This window comes from Thauera sp. SDU_THAU2 (genome assembly GCF_038260575.1).
GTDB lineage: Bacteria > Pseudomonadota > Gammaproteobacteria > Burkholderiales > Rhodocyclaceae > Thauera.
The window spans coordinates 4,568,644-4,587,363 of the sequence record NZ_JBBWUN010000003.1 but is presented as its reverse complement, the minus strand read 5'-3'; the positions used below and the strand labels follow the sequence as shown (position 1 = coordinate 4,587,363).

Annotated in this window: 17 protein-coding genes and 1 riboswitch; of the genes, 13 read left to right on the top strand and 4 right to left on the bottom strand. The window is 69.7% G+C overall.

What is annotated here, in order from left to right; genetic code table 11:
• Positions 1 to 18 precede the first annotated feature (18 nt).
• Positions 19 to 1,893, bottom strand: a complete 1,875-nt coding sequence (locus AAFL97_RS23165) for a TonB-dependent receptor domain-containing protein (RefSeq protein ID WP_341646936.1) — start codon at positions 1,891 to 1,893, stop codon at positions 19 to 21.
• A gap of 13 nt (positions 1,894 to 1,906) precedes the next feature.
• A complete protein-coding gene (locus tag AAFL97_RS23160; protein ID WP_341646935.1) occupies positions 1,907 to 3,727 on the bottom strand; it encodes a TonB-dependent receptor domain-containing protein in 1,821 nt (606 codons plus the stop codon).
• A gap of 150 nt (positions 3,728 to 3,877) precedes the next feature.
• Positions 3,878 to 4,084, bottom strand: a riboswitch (cobalamin riboswitch).
• Between the two features lie 107 nt (positions 4,085 to 4,191).
• Here AAFL97_RS23160 and cobU point away from each other — a divergent pair.
• Together cobU and AAFL97_RS23150 are read left to right on the top strand one after the other, a co-directional pair.
• Positions 4,192 to 4,740, top strand: a complete 549-nt coding sequence (gene cobU, locus AAFL97_RS23155; protein ID WP_341646934.1) for a bifunctional adenosylcobinamide kinase/adenosylcobinamide-phosphate guanylyltransferase — start codon at positions 4,192 to 4,194, stop codon at positions 4,738 to 4,740.
• A gap of 33 nt (positions 4,741 to 4,773) precedes the next feature.
• Entirely contained in the window at positions 4,774 to 5,349 is a 576-nt protein-coding gene (locus AAFL97_RS23150) for a Uma2 family endonuclease (protein ID WP_341646933.1), read from the top strand.
• Positions 5,350 to 5,351: 2 nt separating this feature from the next.
• Here AAFL97_RS23150 and AAFL97_RS23145 read toward each other — a convergent pair whose 3' ends face one another.
• Positions 5,352 to 6,455, bottom strand: coding sequence for a M48 family metallopeptidase (locus AAFL97_RS23145; RefSeq protein WP_341647227.1), 1,104 nt, complete (start codon positions 6,453 to 6,455; stop codon positions 5,352 to 5,354).
• Complete coding sequence (locus tag AAFL97_RS23140; protein WP_341646932.1) at positions 6,455 to 7,525, bottom strand: YjgN family protein; 1,071 nt, start codon at positions 7,523 to 7,525, stop codon at positions 6,455 to 6,457. The genes AAFL97_RS23145 and AAFL97_RS23140 overlap by 1 nt, the downstream gene beginning before the upstream one ends.
• A gap of 239 nt (positions 7,526 to 7,764) precedes the next feature.
• On the opposite strand from AAFL97_RS23140, the gene cobT reads away from it, so the two are divergent.
• The 11 genes from cobT (at position 7,765) to AAFL97_RS23085 (ending at position 18,712) form a co-directional block, all read left to right on the top strand.
• Positions 7,765 to 8,847 (top strand): nicotinate-nucleotide--dimethylbenzimidazole phosphoribosyltransferase, encoded by a 1,083-nt coding sequence (gene cobT / locus AAFL97_RS23135; RefSeq protein ID WP_341646931.1) that lies wholly within the window; start codon positions 7,765 to 7,767, stop codon positions 8,845 to 8,847.
• A gap of 7 nt (positions 8,848 to 8,854) precedes the next feature.
• Entirely contained in the window at positions 8,855 to 9,664 is an 810-nt protein-coding gene (locus tag AAFL97_RS23130) for an adenosylcobinamide-GDP ribazoletransferase (protein WP_341646930.1), read from the top strand.
• Positions 9,665 to 9,687: 23 nt separating this feature from the next.
• Positions 9,688 to 10,239 (top strand): alpha-ribazole phosphatase family protein, encoded by a 552-nt coding sequence (gene cobC, locus AAFL97_RS23125; protein WP_341646929.1) that lies wholly within the window; start codon positions 9,688 to 9,690, stop codon positions 10,237 to 10,239.
• Between the two features lie 106 nt (positions 10,240 to 10,345).
• The gene (gene rfaE1 / locus AAFL97_RS23120; RefSeq protein WP_341646928.1) at positions 10,346 to 11,305 is read left to right on the top strand and encodes a D-glycero-beta-D-manno-heptose-7-phosphate kinase; all 960 of its coding nucleotides are present in this window, start codon (positions 10,346 to 10,348) and stop codon (positions 11,303 to 11,305) included.
• An 11-nt stretch (positions 11,306 to 11,316) separates the two neighbouring features.
• Entirely contained in the window at positions 11,317 to 12,279 is a 963-nt protein-coding gene (rfaD, locus tag AAFL97_RS23115; protein WP_341646927.1) for an ADP-glyceromanno-heptose 6-epimerase, read from the top strand.
• A 16-nt stretch (positions 12,280 to 12,295) separates the two neighbouring features.
• Entirely contained in the window at positions 12,296 to 13,369 is a 1,074-nt protein-coding gene (gene waaF, locus AAFL97_RS23110) for a lipopolysaccharide heptosyltransferase II (protein WP_341646926.1), read from the top strand.
• Between the two features lie 7 nt (positions 13,370 to 13,376).
• On the top strand, positions 13,377 to 14,567 hold the full coding sequence (gene waaC / locus AAFL97_RS23105) for a lipopolysaccharide heptosyltransferase I (protein ID WP_341646925.1): 1,191 nt from the start codon (positions 13,377 to 13,379) through the stop codon (positions 14,565 to 14,567).
• Entirely contained in the window at positions 14,567 to 15,703 is a 1,137-nt protein-coding gene (locus AAFL97_RS23100) for a glycosyltransferase family 4 protein (protein ID WP_341646924.1), read from the top strand. Before waaC ends, AAFL97_RS23100 begins: the two co-directional genes overlap by 1 nt.
• Positions 15,700 to 16,524: a lipopolysaccharide core heptose(I) kinase RfaP gene (gene rfaP, locus AAFL97_RS23095; RefSeq protein ID WP_341646923.1), complete on the top strand. Its 825-nt coding sequence runs from the start codon at positions 15,700 to 15,702 to the stop codon at positions 16,522 to 16,524. Before AAFL97_RS23100 ends, rfaP begins: the two co-directional genes overlap by 4 nt.
• A complete protein-coding gene (locus tag AAFL97_RS23090) occupies positions 16,521 to 17,270 on the top strand; it encodes a lipopolysaccharide kinase InaA family protein (protein ID WP_341646922.1) in 750 nt (249 codons plus the stop codon). The genes rfaP and AAFL97_RS23090 overlap by 4 nt, the downstream gene beginning before the upstream one ends.
• On the top strand, positions 17,267 to 18,712 hold the full coding sequence (locus AAFL97_RS23085; protein WP_341646921.1) for a lipopolysaccharide kinase InaA family protein: 1,446 nt from the start codon (positions 17,267 to 17,269) through the stop codon (positions 18,710 to 18,712). Before AAFL97_RS23090 ends, AAFL97_RS23085 begins: the two co-directional genes overlap by 4 nt.
• Positions 18,713 to 18,720: the final 8 nt, after the last annotated feature.

The following is an 18,720-nucleotide window of genomic DNA, read 5'->3' as shown; positions in this document are numbered from 1 at the left end:
CGGCAGCCGGAGGCGCCGTCAGCGCGGCGCATAACGCAGCCCGACGAACACGCTGGCACCCGGCGTGCGATAGCCCCGCGCCAGTTCGTAGTCCGCATCGAGCAGGTTGTTCGCCCGCGCCTCGACCCGCCATTGCGGCGACAGGCGGTAATGCAGATAGGCATCGAGCAGGCCGTAGCCGTGCAGATCCACGGTGTTGGCCGCATCGTCGTGGCGGCGGCCGGCGCCGTTCCATTCCACGCCCCAGTCCAGCGGCCCGGCGGCATGGGCCAGCCGCAGAAAACCGGACTGCCGTGCCCGCCGCGGCAGCCGCCGGCCGTTCTGCTCGTCCTTCGCATCCAGCCAGTCCAGGCCCGCGCTGACGGTGAATGCGCCCAGCGACAGCATGTAGCCGAGCTCCGCGCCCTTGAGCCGCGCCTCGGCGACGTTGACCTGCTGTCCCCGCAACGCATACACCGGGTTGCCGGCGATCAGGTCCTTGACCCGGTTGTCGAAGTAGTTCAGTTCGACGCTGTGCGCCCCCCGGGTCCAGCGGATGCCGAGTTCGCGGTTCAGCGCCCGCTCCGGCTTCAGATCGGGATTGCCGTGGTAGCTGGTCGGCGACGACGCCATCGGCCAGTAGAGCTGGTTGAAGGTCGGCGCGTTGAAGGCGGTGGCGATGCTGCCGCGCAGGCGCAGCGAAGGTGTCAGGTCGTAGCCGTAGGCGAGCAGGCCGGTGGTCTTGCCGCCGAACTGGGAGTTGTCGTCGTGGCGGGCGTTGAGCTGCAGGTGGTGGGCGTCGATCTGCGCCGACCAGCCGAGCAGCAGCGAATTCACCCGGCGGCTGTCCTTGTTGTACACGGTGGTGCTGTCGAGCCGGGTTTCGACGTATTCATAGGCCAGCAGCAGCCTGCCCAGCGCCAGATCGACGTCGTGCTGCCACATCAACTGATCCTGCTCGGTATCGTGCCGGCTCGGCGCCGCGGCGCTCGCCCGGTTCAGCGACTCGTCGATGCTGCGGCCCAGGCGCAGGGTGCTGGTCCAGCCGGCACGCAGCTCGTTGCGCAGATGCAGGCTCAGCGTACCGGCGGTCTTGTCCATCCAGGAGTCGAAATAACTCGCCGCCGAGGCATCGTAACGGCTGCGGCTGTCCGAGTACGTGAAACCCAGGCCGATCTCGTCCCTGTCGCGGAAGCCCAGCGTGACCGAGCCGCCGGCATGGGTGTTGCGGAAGCCGTCGTCGTCCGCCCAGTAGGACGTCCGCGGCGGCGTGCCCGCCCAGAAGGCCGGGTCGCGCTTCGAGTTGAAGCCGTCGGTGTGCTCGGCGCCCACGTTCAGGCTGTAGCGCAGCCGCCCGACCCCGCCCGACAGCGCGGCCGATGCCTTGCGGGTGTGTTCGGAGCCGTAGCCGACGAAGAGCTCCGGCCTGAAGCCCGCCTCGCCCTTGCGGGTGAACACCTGGATCACGCCGCCGATGGCCTCCGAGCCGTACAGCGCGCTGGCCGGCCCGCGCAGCACTTCGATGCGCTCGATCAGGCCGAGCGGAATGTTCTCCAGCGTCGGCGCCCCCGAACTGGCCGAGCCGACCCGCAGGCCGTCGATCAGCAGCAGCGTGTGCCGCGCCTCGGCGCCCCGGACGTAGACGTTCGCATTCGCCCCCGCGCCGCCGTTGGCCGTGCCCCGGATGCCGGGCAGCGCCCGCAACACCTCGATCAGCGAGGAATGCCCGGCGCGCTCGATGTCCTCGCGTTCGATCACCTCCACCGCGGCCAGGCTGTCCTCGATGCGCTGCTGCTGGCGGGAGGCGGTGACGACGACGGCTTCGAGCGCGCCGCCGCCCGGCGCGGGCGCTGCCAGCAGCGGAAAAGGCAGCACCAGTGCGGCGGCAAGCATGGAGAAACGGACGGCGGGCATGGGGAACGACGGCTCAGCGCGGCGCATAGCGCAGTGTGACGAAAGCGTTGGCACCGGCGGTGGCGAAGTTGCGGGCAAGCTGGTAGTCCTTGTCGAAGACGTTGTTCGCCCGCAGCTCGAGCCGCAGTTCGGGCGTCAGTTGGTGATGGACCCAGGCATTGACGATGCCGTAGCCGCCCAGCCGCGTGCCGGCGTCCTCGCGCTCGCTCTGCCCGCGCCATTCGGCCCCCCAGCTCCACTTGCCGACCGTGCGGTCGATGCCGAGCGAGCCCGCGCGGCGCGCGCGGCGCACCAGGCGCGCATCCGTATCCTCGTCCTTGGCATCGAGCAGGTCGATCGTCGCCCGCACGCGGTAGTCGGCCACGGTCGCGCTCACGCCCCATTCCAGCCCTTCCAGCCTGGCGCGGCCGACGTTGTCCGGGGTGCTGCCCCACTGGATCAGGTTCTTCACCCGGTTGTTGTAGTAGGTGGCCGTCATCTGCAGCCCGCCCTGCTCCCAGACCAGGCCGATTTCGCGGTTCAGCGATTCCTCGGGCTTCAGGTCCGGGTTGCCTCCGAAGCAGCCGAAAGGCGGGAAGCAGGCGAGCGGGAAGTACAGGTCGTTGAAGGTCGGCGCCTTGAAGGCCGTGCCGATGCTGCCGCGCAGCCGCCATTCGGGCAGGAACTGGTAGCCGTAGGCGAGCAGCCCGGTGGTCTTGCCGCCGAACTGCGAATCGTCGTCGTGGCGTGCGTTGATCTGCAGATGATGCTTGTCGAACTGCCCGCCCCAGCCCAGCAGCGCCGAATTCACCCGGCGCGTGTCGCGTTCGTAGGTGCCGGTGGTGTCGATGCTCTGCTCCAGATGCTCGACCGCCGCGAGCAGCAGGCCGCCGCCCAGCGAGACGTCGTTCTGCCACGCGAACTGGGTCTGCTCGGTGTCGAAGCGGTCCGTCGGCGCCGTGCTCCATTTGCTGTGCGAACGGTCCTTGCTGTAGCCCAGGCGCAGCGTGCTCACCCAGCCGTCGGCGAGCTTGTTGCGCATGTGGATGCCGGCGGTATCCAGCCCCTTGCTCACGCGGGCATCGTATTCGGTGTCGGAATCGAACCAGTTGCGCCCTTCGGAATGGAACAGCGTCAGCCCGATCTCGTCATCGTCCCTGAATCCCAGCGCGGCGGAAGCGCTCAGGTAGTCGTTGTGGAAGCCGTCGCGATCGCGATCGGCCGCGGTGGCAGGATTCTTTCGTGCATTGAAGCCGTCGGTGCGCTCGCGCCCCGCCGACAGGTTGTAGCGCAGGCGATCCTGGCCGCCGGCCACCGTCGCGCCGAGGGCGTAGCTGTGCTCGGTACCGGCGCCCACGCGCAGGCTGGGATGGAAGCCCGCCGTGCCCTTGCGCGTGAAGATCTGGATCACGCCGCCGATGGCGTCCGAGCCGTACAGCGCACTCGCCGGCCCGCGCAGGATCTCGATGCGCTCGATCAGTTCGGGCGGAATCGTCTCCAGCGCAGGCTGGCCGGAGGTCGCCGAGCCGACCCGCATGCCATCGACGAGCACCAGCGTATGCCCGGAATTGGCGCCGCGGATGAAGATGCCGGTATTGGCGCCGGGGCCGCCGTTGCTGCTCACCTGGATGCCGGGCTGTGCCGCCAGCAGGTCGGTCAGCGTGCTGTGGCCGCCGCGTTCGATCTGCTCGCGCGTGATCACATCGACGCTGGACAAGCTCTCGTCGGCGCGCTGCTGCTGGCGGGTGGCGGTGACGACGACCTCCCCCAACGCGTCCTGCGCGAGCGCGGACGGTAGATACATCGGAAAAGCGCTGGCAACGGCGATCGCCGTGGTACAGAAGCGGATCTTCATCGTTTGGATCTCCCTGCGCCAAGGCGCCGCGTCCCCGCGCGCCATGGCGATACGCAACAGGACGGTCCAGGGAGGGAAAAGGAAACGAACGGCGCCACGGAACACGCCATGCCATCGCCGCCACCCCGCGACACATCCGCCTTTCGCGTTCCGGCCGGTCTCCGGGCTCGTGTGTGTACCAGCCTGCCGGCCGGACGGATGGACCGCCTTCCCAGGTCATGAACCCAGTGGCTGCGTGGTCCACCTTGCGCACACCTACCGTTGCGGGGGCAGCACAGGCATTGCGGCCTCATGGCGAGATGGGCCGCGCACCTGTTTCCCGTTCAACCCCGGGCGTGAATCGCCCGCGGGCACCGATGACGCGCCGCCCCTTCCGGGGCAGTGGGGGCGGATGATACCGTACCGGCCAGTATCGTGCACTGCACCAGCACAAGGCCCCAGCGGCGAAAAAGGCAATCAGCACCATGACATACGAACTGATCCTGGGTGGCGCCCGTTCCGGCAAGAGCCGCGAAGCCGAAAGCCGCGCCGCCGCATCCGGCCTGGCCGTCACCGTGATCGCCACCGCCGAGGCACTCGACGACGAAATGGCGGCCCGCATCCGCCGCCACCAGGCCGACCGGCCGGCAGGCTGGCGCACCGTCGAAGCGCCCGTGGCGCTGGCCGCCGCACTGCGCCGCGAAGCCACACCCGAGCGCTGCCTGCTGGTGGACTGCCTGACGCTGTGGCTGGCCAACCTGCTGATCGACGCCGACAGCCTGCCACCCGGCGCCGATGCCGAAGCCCTGCCGCTGTTCCGCGCCGAACGCGACGCCCTGCTCGCCACCCTGCCGACGCTGCCCGGCCGCATCATCCTGGTCGCCAACGAAGTCGGCCTCGGCCTGGTGCCGGAAACCCCGCTCGGCCGCCTGTTCCGCGACGAAGCCGGACGGCTGAACCAGGCCGTCGCCGCGCTGTGCCCACGCGTGGTGTTCGTCGCCGCCGGCCTGCCGCTGGTGCTGAAGGGCGGCTAAACTGGAAGCCGACGGACGACACGGGAGACTGCCATGGGCCTGCCTGCGGAAAAGCATGCGATGACGCTGGATGAATTCCTCGCCTGGGAAGCGGACCAGCCTGAACGCTGGGAATTTTTCCACGGCGAAGCCTTCATGATGGCCGGCGGGTCGGACGTGCACAACGTCATCGGCCTGAATACCGCATTTGCCCTGCGTGCCGCATTCAGGGGCACACCTTGCAATGTCTTCATGTCCGACGTCCGCCTGCGCCTGGCTGAAGCGAGCGACCTTTTCTACCCCGACGTCTTCGTCACCTGCTCGGACGCCGACCGCGAACGCCGCCAGCTCAAGGAAGAGCCGGTGCTGATCGCCGAAGTGCTGCCGCCCTCGACCGAAGCCTACGACCGCGGCGCCAAGTTCGCCGCCTATCGCCGCTTCCCCGGGCTCAAGACGGTGCTGTTCCTGTCGCAGGATCGCACCCACGTCGAATGCTATTCCCGCACCGCCGAAGGCGACTGGCTGCTGACCGAAGCCAGCGGCGAAGCCGCCAGGCTGACCCTGCCCGCCTTCGGCTTCACGCTGGTACTGGCAGAGCTGTATCAGGATCTACCCGCCGATCCCGCCTGAAGTCATTGCCCGCCGGCTTCGTCCAGCCTGCGGATCCGTTCCGCAGTCGGCGGATGGGTGGAGAGGTAGCGCCACCAGCCTTCGTCATGGCAGTCGTCGTGGGCCCCGCCGGCCTCCTGCCCGCAACCTGCGGCATGGCGCTTGTCCAGCCGCGCCAGCAGGCTGCCCAGCAGCGCGGGCGGCAGGCCGTGCCGTTGCAGCACCTCGGCTGCGTGGCGATCGGCCTCGAACTCGAAATCGCGCGAATAGCCGAGCTCGGTGAGGATCACCGGCACGGCCGCGACCACCGACGAGATCGACGACACGTCGCCGCTCAGCACCGTCGCCGCCAGGCCCACGGCCGAACCCTGGATCGCACGGCGCAGGGCGTGGCGGTGCTCGATGTGGCCGATCTCGTGGGCGAGCACGCCGATCAGCTCCTCGTCGCTGCCGGCCAGCTGCACCAGTTGGTCGGTGAACACCACCGTGCCCGACGGCAGCGCCAACGCATTCGGCCCCAGGGTGTCGGCAGCGTCGCGGAACTCCACCCGCAGCGGCATACCGCCGCCGGCATCGCGCATGAAGGGCTCGAAGCGCACGCGCAGCCGCGCCTGTTCTTCGTCGGACAGCGTGCTGGGCCCGAGCATGCTGCCATCGAGCAGTTCGAGCACGCCGTCGCCCAGCCGCGCCGCCAGATGCGGCGGCACCGCGTGCGCCGCCGACTCGGCCAGCGCCGGAATGCCATGGCGTACCACGCCCCAGGCGAAGACCACCGTCACCGCCAGGCCGAGCAGCACATAGCGCAGCCGCGATTCCAGCCGGTGGGCCAGATCGTGGCGCGGCCGCAGCGGCGTCAACAGCGCGTCGACCGCGGCGTTGTCGGCGGTCTCGAACGCGCCCTCGTCAGGAAAGCGGATGAATCGCGGCGTGTCGCCCACGCGCGAACTCACCTCCAGCGCGGCGAGCGACTGCGGGCCGGCGAGCATCCCGCCGTTACCGGCTTCGATCCATGCGCCATCGGCGCCGCTACGCAGTACCGCCCGCACCCGCGCCGAGCCGCCCGGCGCAAAGTAGGCACCGGCGATTCCGTCCGCCGTGGCGCCGGCCGGAGTCGCGGATGGCTGCATCACAAACCAACATCCACGTCGAACAGTTCGGCCATCTCGCCGCCGGTCGAGGACACCGCATCGCGCTGCGTGGCGACGAAACCGTCGAGATCGTCCTCGGCAACGAAATCGGTATGCTCGGCCGCGTAGCGCGCGTTACGCACCCTGGCCCAGGGGTAGAACAGGCCCAGCGTCAGCACCATGCCCAGCGCGTTGCCGAGCATCAGCATCAGGTACGAACCGAACTCGTAGCGGGCGACGAAGCGATGCCCGCCGAGCACGCTGCCGCCGAACACCAGGTTGGTGAAACGGGCCTTGAACCATGCGACCAGCACCAGCCAGACGAGGGCCATCGCCACCATGCCCAGCGGCGGGAACAGCATGCCGAGCAGGAAGCCGATCACGCCGCCGGCGGCGGCGATCAGCAGCGCCAGCCCGAACAGGCGGTAGAACGGGCGCGCCCCCGCCTCGAAGCCGAAACGGCTGGTGCCGTAGCGCGCGTTGTCGATCACGAAGCGCTGCTGGCGCTGCATCGCCAGCGGCATCAGCAGGCCCAGGCTCAGCACGCCGGCCAGCGGCCACAGCAGCAGCGCCTTCACCGCCTCGCCCACCTTGCCGTCGAAGCCGAAGCGCACGCCGCGCCAGGCGCTGTGATGGTTGCGGAAGGCCAGCGAACGCACCACGATCCACGGCGTGGCGATCATCAGCAACAGCATCAGCGCCGCACCGACCAGCGGCACCAGACTGTCGGCGACGACGTAGATCGCGAACAGCGCGAAGGCGATCAGCCTTCCCTTCAGGATCTGCTTCGGCGTCGCCAGGTATTCGAAACTGCTGCCGTCCAGGCTGGTGTTGCCGTAGAAGTAGCGCTGCGTGCGCACCTTGGCCCAGGCCGAATAGATGCCCAGCGTGACGATGGACAACAGCACGTTGACGATCCAGATGCGGAAGAACTCGCCGCCCTTGCCGGCAAAGGCGAAAGGCAGCACCCGCGGCCCATCGCCGGCCACGGCCGGCACTGCAGCCGGCGGCAGCGGCTCGCCGCCGGCCAGCTCGCTACCGAACACATCCCCAAGGACCGCTTCCGTCATTCCTGCCTCCCGCAGAGCACGCGATTCGAGCCACGATGCGCCAGGGACAGGCATCGCCGAAAAATCCGGTTGCGATGATACAGTCAATGACAATCAAATTAAACGAGAATCAATCACAAGCCGATCCCGCCACACCTGGGCAAGCCCGACGTGCCGCAACTATCGCGATCTGCTACCTTTCGTCTCGTACCTGCGCCCCGTCGCGACCGCAACCGAACGACAGCACCCACGAATCCCTCATGCAGACCCACATCATTCCCCCGAACCAGGCACTCGCCACAGCACTGCAGCAGAAAATCGACCGCAAGACCAAGCCGCTCGGCGCGCTCGGCCGACTGGAGTCACTCGCCTTGCAGATCGGCCTCGTCCAGCAGACGCTGGAACCCGAACTGCGCCAGCCCCAGATCGTCATCTTCGCCGGCGACCACGGCGCGGCGCGGGCGGGCGTGTCGGCCTATCCGCAGGACGTCACCTGGCAGATGGTGGAGAACTTTCTCACCGGCGGTGCCGCGATCAACGTCTTCTGTCGACAGATGGAACTGGGGCTGAGCGTGGTCGATGCCGGCGTCAACCATGACTTCGGCGAGCGCGACGGCCTCATCGACGCCAAGATCGCCTACGGCACGGCAAGCTACCTCGAACAGCCGGCCATGACCGCCGAGCAGTGCGATGCCGCGCTGCAGCGCGGACGCGAGATCGCCTACGCCCTGGCGGACAAGGGCTGCAACTGCGTCGGCTTCGGCGAAATGGGCATCGGCAATACCGCCTCGGCTTCCCTGCTGACGACCTGCCTGATCGGTGCCGAACACGGCGCGGACCTCTACACCGTGACCGGGCCCGGCACCGGACTCGACGACACGGGCCTGGCATACAAGCGCGAACTGCTGAAGGAAGCGCTGCATCGCGGCGGCTGGCCGACCGATCCGCTGCAGGCGCTGTCCGAATACGGCGGCTTCGAAATCGCGATGATGGCCGGCGCCATGCTCGGCGCAGCCGAGCGGCGCATGCTGATCGTCATCGACGGTTTCATCGTCACCTCGGCGCTGCTGGTTGCCCACGCCCTCAACCCGAACCTGCTGCCCTACTGCGTGTTCGCCCACCGCTCGCTCGAGCCCGGCCACCGCGTGCAGTTGGCCTTCCTGATGACCCAGCCGCTGGTTGAACTCGATCTGCGCCTCGGCGAGGGCACCGGCGCTGCACTGGCTTGGCCGCTGCTGCAGGCGGCGGTGAATTTCCTCAACGACATGGCGAGCTTCGAGTCGGCCGGCGTCGATTCCGCCAGCAGTGAGCACGCGATGGATGACCTGAGCGCGTTGCGCTGACGCGCCGATGCGCCGCCAGGCGGAACTGTTCTTCACCGCGCTGGGTTTCTTCACCCGCCTGCCGGTACCCGCCTGGGTGCCCTGGTCGCCCGAGCGCCTGCGCCATGCGGTGCGCTACCTGGCGCTGATCGGCTGGATCGTGGGCCTCGCCGGCGCGGCGGGCTACCTCGCGCTGTCGTGGCTGCTGCCGCCGGCGCTGGCGGTCGTGCTGTCGATGGCGCTCACCATCCGCCTCACCGGCGCGCTGCACGAGGACGGCTTCGCCGACGCCTGCGACGGCCTCGGCGGCGGCTGGGACAAGGCCCAGGCGCTGGCGATCATGAAGGACTCGCACATCGGCAGCTACGGCGCGATCGGCATCGTGCTGATGCTGCTGGCGAAGACCGCGGCGCTGGTGGAACTGGCGGCGGTCGGCAGCTTCGACGCGCAAGGCATGCCGGCCGGCATCGTCGCTGCGCTGCTGGTCGCCCATCCGCTGTCGCGCCTGGCGGCCACCAGCCTGGTCCATCTGCTGCCCTATGCACGCGACGACGACAGCAGCAAATCCCGGCCGCTGGCGCAGCGCCTGACGCCGGCCGGGCTTGCCATCGCCTGTCTCTGCGGCCTGCTGCCGCTGGCACTGCTGACGCCGGCCGAAGCCGTAGCGGCCCTCGCCGCCACGGCCCTCGTCACCGCCTGGTGCGCACGCCTGTGCCTGCGCCGGCTCGGCGGCCATACCGGCGACCTGCTCGGCGCCACCCAGCAGCTGGCCGAACTGGCCTGCTACGCCGGCCTGCTGGCCGCGCCCCGGCTGACCGCGCTGTTCGCCGCCACCTAGCAACCGATACCGGCCTTACGACGATGGAACTCCACCTCATCCGCCACCCCCGCCCCGCAGTCGAGCCGGGCGTCTGCTACGGGCAGCTCGATATCGGCATCGCCGAATCCGCCGCCGACGTCGCCGCACGCCTGCGTCCGCTGCTGCCGGAGCGCTTCGACCTGCACGCCAGCCCGCTCGTACGCGCACGGATGCTCGCCGACGAACTCGGCGCGCCCCGGCTGGACGAACGCCTGAAGGAGATCCATTTCGGCGAATGGGAAGGGCGCGCCTTCGACGACATCGGCGAGGCCATCGACGACTGGGTGGCCGACCCGCTGGGCTTTCGCGCCCCCGGCGGCGAATCCGCGCGCGAAATGACGGCGCGGGTGCTGCACTGGCTGGAAGAACTGCGGGCCGCGGCCCCGGCCGCAGCGGTCGTGGTGGTCGCCCATGGCGGCCCGCTGCGCGTGCTGGCCGGCCACCTGCTCGGCCTGCCGCCCGAACGCTGGCTGGGACTGGACTTCGGCTGCGGCCAGACGACGCGGCTGGACGTGGAAAGCTGGGGCGTGGAGCTGCGCTGGTTCAACCGCTGAACGCCATGCGCCCCTCCCCCGACACCCTCTCTCAGGCCCTTCTCCCAGCACCACGCGGCTTCGTGGGATAATTCCGCCCCCGCCATCCCTGCGCCCAAGCCGAGCCATGACGACTTCCCTGCCCGAGTTTTCCCGCGGTCGCCTCGTGATCGTCGGCGACGTCATGCTCGACCGCTACTGGCACGGCTCGACCAACCGCATCTCGCCCGAGGCGCCGGTACCGGTGGTCAAGGTCGAAGCCGACGAGTACCGCGCCGGCGGCGCCGGCAACGTCGCGCTCAACGCTGCGATGCTGGGCACGAACACAGAACTGGTGGCGCTGGTCGGCCGCGACGAAGCGGCGCAGCGCCTGCGCGAGAAGCTCGAAGCCGGCCAGGTCGCCTGCCGCCTGCTCGAAGCGCCGCAGCACCCGACGATCACCAAGCTGCGCATCATCAGCCGCCACCAGCAGTTGATCCGGCTCGACTTCGAGGACAGCTTCGCGGTGCTGGAATCGGCCGGCATCGAACAGGCTTTCGGCGACACCCTGCCCGGCGCCGGCGCAGCCGTGCTGTCCGACTACGGCAAGGGCACGCTGGCCCAGGCCGGCAGCCTGATCCGCAGCGCCCGCGAACGCGGCGTGCCGGTCGTGGTCGACCCCAAGGGCACGGATTTCGACCGCTACCGCGGCGCCACCGTGATCACCCCCAACATGAGCGAGTTCGAGGCGGTGGTGGGCCATTGCGCCGACGAAGCGACACTGCGCGAGCGCGGCGAAGCGCTGCGTGCCTCGCTTCAACTCGACGCCGTGCTGATCACCCGATCCGAGCGCGGCATGACGCTGCTGCAGGCCGGCCAGGCGCCGCTCGACCTGCCGACCCGCGCCCGCGACGTGTTCGACGTCACCGGCGCCGGCGACACCGTGGTCGCGGTGCTCGGCGCCGGCCTGGCCTGCGGCCTGGCGCTGGCCGAGGCGACCGCGGTGGCCAACGTCGCCGCCGGTATCGTCGTCGGCAAGCTCGGCACCGCCACCGTCAGCCCCGAAGAACTCGCCGCCGCGCTGCGCGGCAGCGGCACACCAGACTGAAGGAAACCAGCATGATCATCGTCACCGGCGGCGCCGGCTTCATCGGCAGCAACATCGTTCATGGCCTCAACGCCCGCGGCATCCGCGACATCCTGGTGGTCGACGACCTCACCGACGGGCGCAAATGCCTCAACCTGTCGGACGCCGACATCCTCGACTACATGGACAAGGACGACTTCCTCGCCCGCATCCAGGCCGGCGAGGACTTCGGTAGCGTCGAGGCGGTGTTCCACGAAGGCGCCTGCTCCTCGACCACCGAGTGGGACGGCCGCTTCGTCATGAAGGTGAACTACGAATACACCAAGGCCGTGCTGGCCTGGTGCGTGGCTGGCAAGGTACCGCTGATCTACGCCTCGTCGGCCTCGGTGTACGGCATGGGGCCGGTGTTCCGCGAAGCGCGCGAGTTCGAGCAGCCGCTGAACATGTACGCCTACTCCAAGTTCCAGTTCGACTGCCATCTGCGCACGAAACTGGCCGGCATCGGCAGCCAGGTCGTCGGCCTGCGCTACTTCAACGTCTATGGCCCGCGCGAGCAGCACAAGGGCAGCATGGCCAGCGTTGCCTTCCACTTCTACAACCAGCTCGCCGAATCGGGCCGCGTGCGCCTGTTCGAAGGCAGCGACGGCTACGGCCCCGGCGAGCAGCGGCGCGACTTCATCCACGTGGATGACATCGTCGCGGTCAACCTGTGGCTGCTCGACAACCCGCAGGTGTCGGGCATCTTCAACCTCGGCACCGGCCGCGCGCAGAGCTTCAACGACGTCGCCCACGCCGCCACCCGCTGGCACCGCGCGCAGGGCCACGAAGGCGGCGGCATCGACTACATCGCCTTCCCCGACCACCTGAAGGGCCGCTACCAGAGCTTCACCGAAGCCGACATGGGCGCGCTGCGCGCCGCCGGCTACGAGCGCCCCTTCATGAACGTCGAGACCGGCGTGCCGGCCTACCTCGACTGGCTCGCCGCGCGCGGCTGAGCGGACCGCCGCAGGCATGACGTCCGCCACCTCGCGCAAGATTCTCGTCGTCGGCCCCTCGTGGGTCGGCGACATGGTGATGGCGCAGAGCCTGTTCAAGGCGCTCAAGCAGCGCGGCGCCTGCGACATCGACGTGCTCGCGCCGGGCTGGTCGCTGCCGATCCTCGAGCGCATGCCGGAAGTGCGGCGCGGCGTGGTGATGCCGCTCGGCCACGGCGAGTTCGATCTCGGCAAACGCCGTCAACTGGGCAAGTCGCTGGCGGGCGAAGGCTACGACCAAGCGATCGTGCTGCCCGGCTCGCTGAAGTCGGCTTTCGTGCCCTTCTTCGCCGGCATTCCGCAGCGCACCGGCTTCCGCGGCGAGATGCGCTACATCCTGCTCAACGACCTGCGCAAACTCGACAAGGTGGCGCTGCCGATGACGGTGCAGCGCTTCACTGCCCTCGCCGCGCCGGCCGGCACGCCGCTGCCGGAACCCCTCCCGATGCCAAGGCTGGTCGCCCAGGCCGACAACCAGCCCCACCTGCGCGAGAAGCACGGCCTGCCCGCCGAAGTGCCGGCCGTCGCCTTCATGCCCGGCGCCGAATACGGCCCCGCCAAGCAGTGGCCGATCCCGCACTTCGCCGCGCTGGCGCGCAGCCTGGCCGAACAGGGCTTCCAGATCTGGGTGCTCGGCTCGAACAAGGACCGCGAAGCCGGCGAGGTCATCGCTGCCGGCAACCCGGCGGTGCACAACCTGGCCGGCCTCACCGCGCTCGGCGACGCGGTCGACCTGCTGGCGATGAGCGCCGCCGCCGTCACCAACGACTCCGGCCTGATGCACGTCGCCGCCGCACTCGACGTGCCGCTGGTGGCGATCTACGGCTCGTCCAGCCCGGAACACACGCCGCCGCTGTCCTCGCGCGTCTCCATCCAGACCCTGCGGCTCGACTGTTCGCCCTGTTTCAAGCGCGTCTGCCCGCTGGGCCACACCCGCTGCCTGACCGACATCGCCCCCGAGCGCGTACTGGCGGCGCTGGGCGAACTCGGCCTGCCCTGTACGGCCGCCGGCGGGACCGCACAGGTCATCCCGCTGGTTCGCGGAGCCTGACGCAGCGATGCGCGTGCTGATCGTCAAGACCTCCTCGCTCGGCGACGTCATCCACACCCTGCCCGCATTGACCGATGCCGCCCGCGCCCTGCCCGGCATCCGTTTCGACTGGGTGGTCGAAGAAGCCTTCGCCGAGATCCCGCGCTGGCACCCGGCGGTCGACCGGGTGATTCCGGTCGCGGTGCGGCGCTGGCGCAAGCATCCCTTGCAGGCCCGCCGCAGCGGTGAATGGCAGGCCTTCCGGCAGGCGATCGGCCTGCACCGCTACGACGCCGTGATCGACGCCCAGGGCCTGTTCAAGAGCGCCTGGCTCGCCCGCCACACCCACGGCCCGCTGCACGGCCTGGACAGGCGCTCGGCGCGCGAGCCGCTGGCGAGCCTGTTCTACCGCCATCGCCATACCGTGCCCTGGGGCCGCCACGCGGTGCTGCGGGTGCGCGAGCTGTTCGCGCAGGCGCTGGGCTACGCCCTGCCGGCCGATGCCGCGGCCAGCCTCGGCGACCATACTCCGACGCACGACCCCTACGGCCTCGACCGCAGCCGCGTATTGGCAGGCGCCGGCCAGGCGACCAAGGATGGCTGCTCACCTTACGTCGTCTTCCTGCACGGCACGACCTGGGACACCAAGCACTGGCCGGAAGCCTACTGGCGCCAGCTTGCCGAGCGTGCCTGCGCCGCCGGCTGGCAGGTGCGCCTGCCCTGGGGCAATGCCGCCGAACACGAGCGCGCCGAACGCATCGCCGCCGATCTGCCGGGCGTGCAGGTACTACCCCGCCTGCCGCTGGCCGGTGTTGCCGCCGAAATCGCCGGCGCCCGCGCCTGCGTCGCGGTCGACACCGGCCTGGGCCACCTCGCCGCCGCGCTCGCAGTGCCGACGGTGTCGCTGTACGGCCCGACCAACCCCGGTTTCACCGGCGCCTGGGGTTTCGGCCAGCGCCACCTGGCGGCGGATTTCCCCTGCGCCCCCTGCCTGAAGAAGCAATGCAGCTACGTGCCGACGGCAGAGGACAAGGCGCGGCCGGATTTCGCCCACACCCAGCCGCCCTGCTTCACCCAGCTGCCGCCCGACTACGTCTGGCAGGAGCTCGCCCGGCTGCTCGAGCGGCCGGATGCTGTCGCCGGCTCGGCAGATGACGATCGATTGCGCCCGGAAGCACCAGCACCCGCTGCCAGCCTGCCCCCCGCGGAGGCTCACTGATGCAGCTCGCCTTCTGCCTGTACAAGTTCTTCCCCTTCGGCGGCATGCAGCGCGACTTCCTGCGCATCGCCCAGGCCTGCCAGGCGCGCGGCCACGCGATCCGGGTGTATGTGCTGGAGTGGCAGGGCGAGGTGCCGCCCGGCTTCGACGTGATCCACGTGCCGGTGCGCGCGCTGTTCAACCACCATCGCTACCGCAAATACACCGACTGGGTGCAGGCCGACCTCGCCCGCCGGCCGGCGGACCGGGTCGTAGGTTTCAACAAGATGCCGGGGCTGGACGTGTATTACGCCGCCGACCCCTGCTTCGAGGACAAGGCCCAGACCCTGCGCAACCCGCTGTACCGGCTCGGCAGCCGCTACCGCCACTTCGCAGCCTGGGAGCGCGCGGTATTCGGGCCGGACAGCCGCACCGAGATCCTGATGATCTCCAGCGTGCAGCAGCCGCTGTTCGTCAGGCACTACGGCACGCCGGTCAGCCGCTTCCATCTGCTGCCGCCGGGCATCGCCGCCGACCGCCGCGCGCCGCCGAACGCGGCAGCGATCCGGGCGGAATTCCGCAACGAGTTCAAGCTGGGCGATGAGGACCTGCTGCTGGTGCAGATCGGCTCCGGCTTCAAGACCAAGGGTGTGGACCGCAGCCTGAAGGCGCTGGCCGCGCTGCCGGACGCGCTCAGGCGCCGCACCCGGCTGATGGTGATCGGCCAGGACGATCCCAAGCCCTTCAAGCTGCAGGCCGCCACCCTCGGCCTGGGCGAGCGCGTCGACTTCCTGAAGGGCCGCAGCGACGTGCCGCGCTTCCTGCTCGGCGCCGAGCTGCTGATCCACCCGGCCTACAACGAGAACACCGGCACCGTGCTGCTGGAAGCGATCGTCGCCGGGCTGCCGGTGCTGGCGAGCGCGGTGTGCGGCTACGCCCACTACATCGAGGATGCCGACGCCGGCCGCGTCGTGCCCGAACCCTTCGTGCAGGCCCAGCTCGACCACATGCTGGCGGAGATGCTGACCGACGGCAACGCACGCCAACGCTGGCAGACCAACGGCCTCGCCTTCGCCGAACACGCCGATCTCTACAGCCTGCCCGAGCGTGCCACCGATGTGATCCTCGACCTGCCGGCGACAGGGCGGAAGGCATGAGCACGCTGTTCCTCGACGAACCCTTCCGCAGCCTGTGGCAGGGCCGCGACGCCTTCGAGGCAGTCGAGGCGCTGCAGGGCGAAGTTTTCCGCGAACTCGAAGGCCGCCGCACGCTGCGCACCGAAGTCGCCGGCCGGGCCTTCTTCGTCAAGATCCACCGCGGCATCGGCTGGCGCGAGATCTTCAAGAACCTGCTGTCGCTGCGCCTGCCGGTGCTCGGCGCCCGCAACGAATGGGAGGCGATCGCGCGCCTGAACGAGGTCGGCGTCGCCACCATGCGTGCCGTCGCCTACGGCGAACGCGGGTCCAACCCGGCGCGCCAGCACTCCTTCATCGTCACCGAAGCGCTGGCGCCGACGATCAGCCTGGAAGACTGGTGCCGCGACTGGGCCGAACATCCGCCGCCGCCCGCGCTCAAGCACGCGCTGATCGCCCGCGTCGCCGACATGGCGCGGCGCATGCACGAAGGCGGCATGAACCACCGCGACTTCTACCTCTGCCACTTCCTGCTGCACACCGAGCCGTCGCCCACGCCGGACGCGCTGCGGCTGTCGCTGATCGACCTGCACCGCAGCCAGGTACGCAGCGCCACGCCGCGGCGCTGGCGCGACAAGGACTTGGCCGGGCTGTATTTCTCGGCACTGAACATCGGCCTGACCCGGCGCGACCTGCTGCGCTTCCTGCGCGATTACTTTCCCCGCCCCTTGCGCGACACCCTGCGCGAAGAAGCGCCGCTGCTGCGCAAGCTGACGCAGCGAGCAGAGAAGCTGCAGGCGCGCTACCTGCGCAAGTACGCGCCGCCGCAGGACAGACAGCCATGACGCAGTGGCGCCTCTGCCCCGGCTACGACACGCCCGCGCTGCGCGAGGCCTTCGGCTCGCTGGACGCCGTGTTCGCACTGGAGGGCGAGCACATCACCGGCGATCCGCTCAGCGAAGTCCTGCGCGTCACCGTCGACGGCACCCGCTACTACGTCAAGCGCTACCACCGCGCGGCCAAGAATCCGCTGCGCAGCTGGGTCGGCCGGCCGCGCATCCAGGCCGAATGGGAGAACCTGCTGACCTTCCAGGCGTGGGGCATCCGCACCGCGAACATCGCCGGCTACGGGCTCGAACGCCGCGCGGGCACCTTCTTCCGCGGCGCCCTGATCACCGAGGAAATACCCGGCAGCATCGATCTCGCCCAGTTGGCCAACGCACGCGATCCGCGGCTGTACGATCGAAACTGGCTGATGCCGGTGATCCGGCAAGTCGCTGCGGCCACACGCACGATGCACGCCCATCGTTTCGCCCACAACGACCTCAAGTGGCGCAATCTGCTGGTGGATGACGGCACACCGCCGCTGGTGTATCTGATCGACTGCCCGGCCGGCGGAAGCTGGAGCGGCGCAATGCTGCGCCGGCGCATGATGAAGGACCTGGCCTGCCTCGACAAGGTGGCGCACCATGTCCTGTCGCGCACCTGGCGCCTGCGCTTCTTCCTCGCCTACCGCGGCCAGGACCGCCTGGCCGAGACCGACAAGCCGCTGCTGCGGCAGGTCGTGGCCTACTTCGAGGGACGGGAATGAGGGCGCCGGCCACCCGGACCGCGGTTTCGCTGCGCGCCGCCGGACGCGAGCCGCCGCTGCCCTTCGCAGTCGCGCTCGACGACGGCCGCGAACTCATCCTGCATCGCATCCTGCGCCTGCTGCCCGGCAAGCGCATCGTCGGCGAAGCCGAGCTGGCCGGCAGCCGCGTGCTGGCGAAACTCTTCATCGCTCCCGGCAGCGCGCGGCACTGGCAGCGCGAGCGCGAAGGCATCGCGGCGCTGGCCGCTGCCGGCATTCCGACGCCTGCGCTGCTTCATGCGGGCGAGCTCGCGGAGGGCGGCCATGCGCTGCTGACGGATTTCCTCGCCGACGCGGTGAGCCTGGCAGAACGCTGGCAGGCCGTCGCCCGGCTGCCTGCCGGCCACTCCGACGCGCTCGCGGTGCTGGAACCCGCCTTCGCCATGCTCGGCCGCCTGCATATGCACGGGCTGGTGCAGGACGACCTGCACCTGGGCAATTTCCTCGTCAGCGGCGGCAAGCTGATGGTCATCGACGGCGACGCAGTGCGGGCACTCACCCCCGGGCAACCGCTGCAACCCAACGCGGCCACGACCAACTTCGCCATCCTGGCGGCACAGCTGCCGGCCGGCTGGGACGAACACCTCGCCCCGCTCATCGACGCTTGGCACCAGGGCGGCGAAGGCCTGCCCGCGCTCGACCCGACAGCACTGCGCGAACACATCGCCCAAACCCACGATGCCCGGCTCAAGGACTTCCTCGCCAAGACGCGCCGCGACTGCACGCTGTTCAAGGCGGAAAAGACTTTCGACCGGCTGACGATCGCGGTGCGCACCGAAGCGGACGAACTCGCCGAAGTGCTGGCCGACCCGGACGCCGCCATCGCCCGCGGCAGCCTGCTGAAGGACGGCGGCACCTGCACGGTGGCGAAGCTGGAGCAAACCGGCCAGCCGCTGGTGATCAAGCGCTACAACCTCAAGAACGCCCGCCACGCGCTGTCGCGGGCCTGGCGGCCGAGCCGAGCCGCGCATTCGTGGGTGGAAGGCCATCGGCTCGCCTTCCTCGGCATCGCCACGCCCGCGCCGCTGGCCATGATCGAGGAACGCGCCGGCCCCTTGCGCCGCCGGGCCTGGATCATCAACGCCTGGTGCCCCGGACAGGACCTGGCCACCCACCTCGCCCCTTACATCGACAGCGGCCCGCCGCCTGCGGAAGCCGAGGCCCTGCGCACGCTGTTCGCCATCCTGCACCGCGAACGCATCTCGCACGGCGACATGAAAGCCACCAACCTGCTGTGGCACGACGGCCAGGTCGTGCTGATCGACCTCGACGCCATGCAGCAGCACCGCAACGCAGCCTCCCACGCCCGCGCCTGGCGCCGCGACCGCGCCCGCCTGCTGCGCAACTGGCCGGCGGACAGCGCGCTGTGGCGCTGGCTGGATGCCAATCTGCCACCTGCGTGAACCGCGAT

What these genes read in the sequence shown, in the direction of transcription:
- AAFL97_RS23165 (WP_341646936.1), bottom strand. Translation starts at nt 1,893, where the DNA reads ATGCCCGCCGTCCGTTTCTCCATGCTTGCCGCCGCACTGGTGCTGCCT.
- rfaE1 (WP_341646928.1), top strand. Translation starts at nt 10,346, where the DNA reads ATGACGACTTCCCTGCCCGAGTTTTCCCGCGGTCGCCTCGTGATCGTC.
- cobT (WP_341646931.1), top strand. Translation starts at nt 7,765, where the DNA reads ATGCAGACCCACATCATTCCCCCGAACCAGGCACTCGCCACAGCACTG.
- rfaP (WP_341646923.1), top strand. Translation starts at nt 15,700, where the DNA reads ATGAGCACGCTGTTCCTCGACGAACCCTTCCGCAGCCTGTGGCAGGGC.
- AAFL97_RS23085 (WP_341646921.1), top strand. Translation starts at nt 17,267, where the DNA reads ATGAGGGCGCCGGCCACCCGGACCGCGGTTTCGCTGCGCGCCGCCGGA.
- cobU (WP_341646934.1), top strand. Translation starts at nt 4,192, where the DNA reads ATGACATACGAACTGATCCTGGGTGGCGCCCGTTCCGGCAAGAGCCGC.
- AAFL97_RS23160 (WP_341646935.1), bottom strand. Translation starts at nt 3,727, where the DNA reads ATGAAGATCCGCTTCTGTACCACGGCGATCGCCGTTGCCAGCGCTTTT.
- AAFL97_RS23100 (WP_341646924.1), top strand. Translation starts at nt 14,567, where the DNA reads ATGCAGCTCGCCTTCTGCCTGTACAAGTTCTTCCCCTTCGGCGGCATG.
- AAFL97_RS23140 (WP_341646932.1), bottom strand. Translation starts at nt 7,525, where the DNA reads ATGACGGAAGCGGTCCTTGGGGATGTGTTCGGTAGCGAGCTGGCCGGC.
- waaF (WP_341646926.1), top strand. Translation starts at nt 12,296, where the DNA reads ATGACGTCCGCCACCTCGCGCAAGATTCTCGTCGTCGGCCCCTCGTGG.
- rfaD (WP_341646927.1), top strand. Translation starts at nt 11,317, where the DNA reads ATGATCATCGTCACCGGCGGCGCCGGCTTCATCGGCAGCAACATCGTT.
- AAFL97_RS23090 (WP_341646922.1), top strand. Translation starts at nt 16,521, where the DNA reads ATGACGCAGTGGCGCCTCTGCCCCGGCTACGACACGCCCGCGCTGCGC.
- AAFL97_RS23145 (WP_341647227.1), bottom strand. Translation starts at nt 6,455, where the DNA reads ATGCAGCCATCCGCGACTCCGGCCGGCGCCACGGCGGACGGAATCGCC.
- cobC (WP_341646929.1), top strand. Translation starts at nt 9,688, where the DNA reads ATGGAACTCCACCTCATCCGCCACCCCCGCCCCGCAGTCGAGCCGGGC.
- AAFL97_RS23150 (WP_341646933.1), top strand. Translation starts at nt 4,774, where the DNA reads ATGGGCCTGCCTGCGGAAAAGCATGCGATGACGCTGGATGAATTCCTC.
- waaC (WP_341646925.1), top strand. Translation starts at nt 13,377, where the DNA reads ATGCGCGTGCTGATCGTCAAGACCTCCTCGCTCGGCGACGTCATCCAC.
- AAFL97_RS23130 (WP_341646930.1), top strand. Translation starts at nt 8,855, where the DNA reads ATGCGCCGCCAGGCGGAACTGTTCTTCACCGCGCTGGGTTTCTTCACC.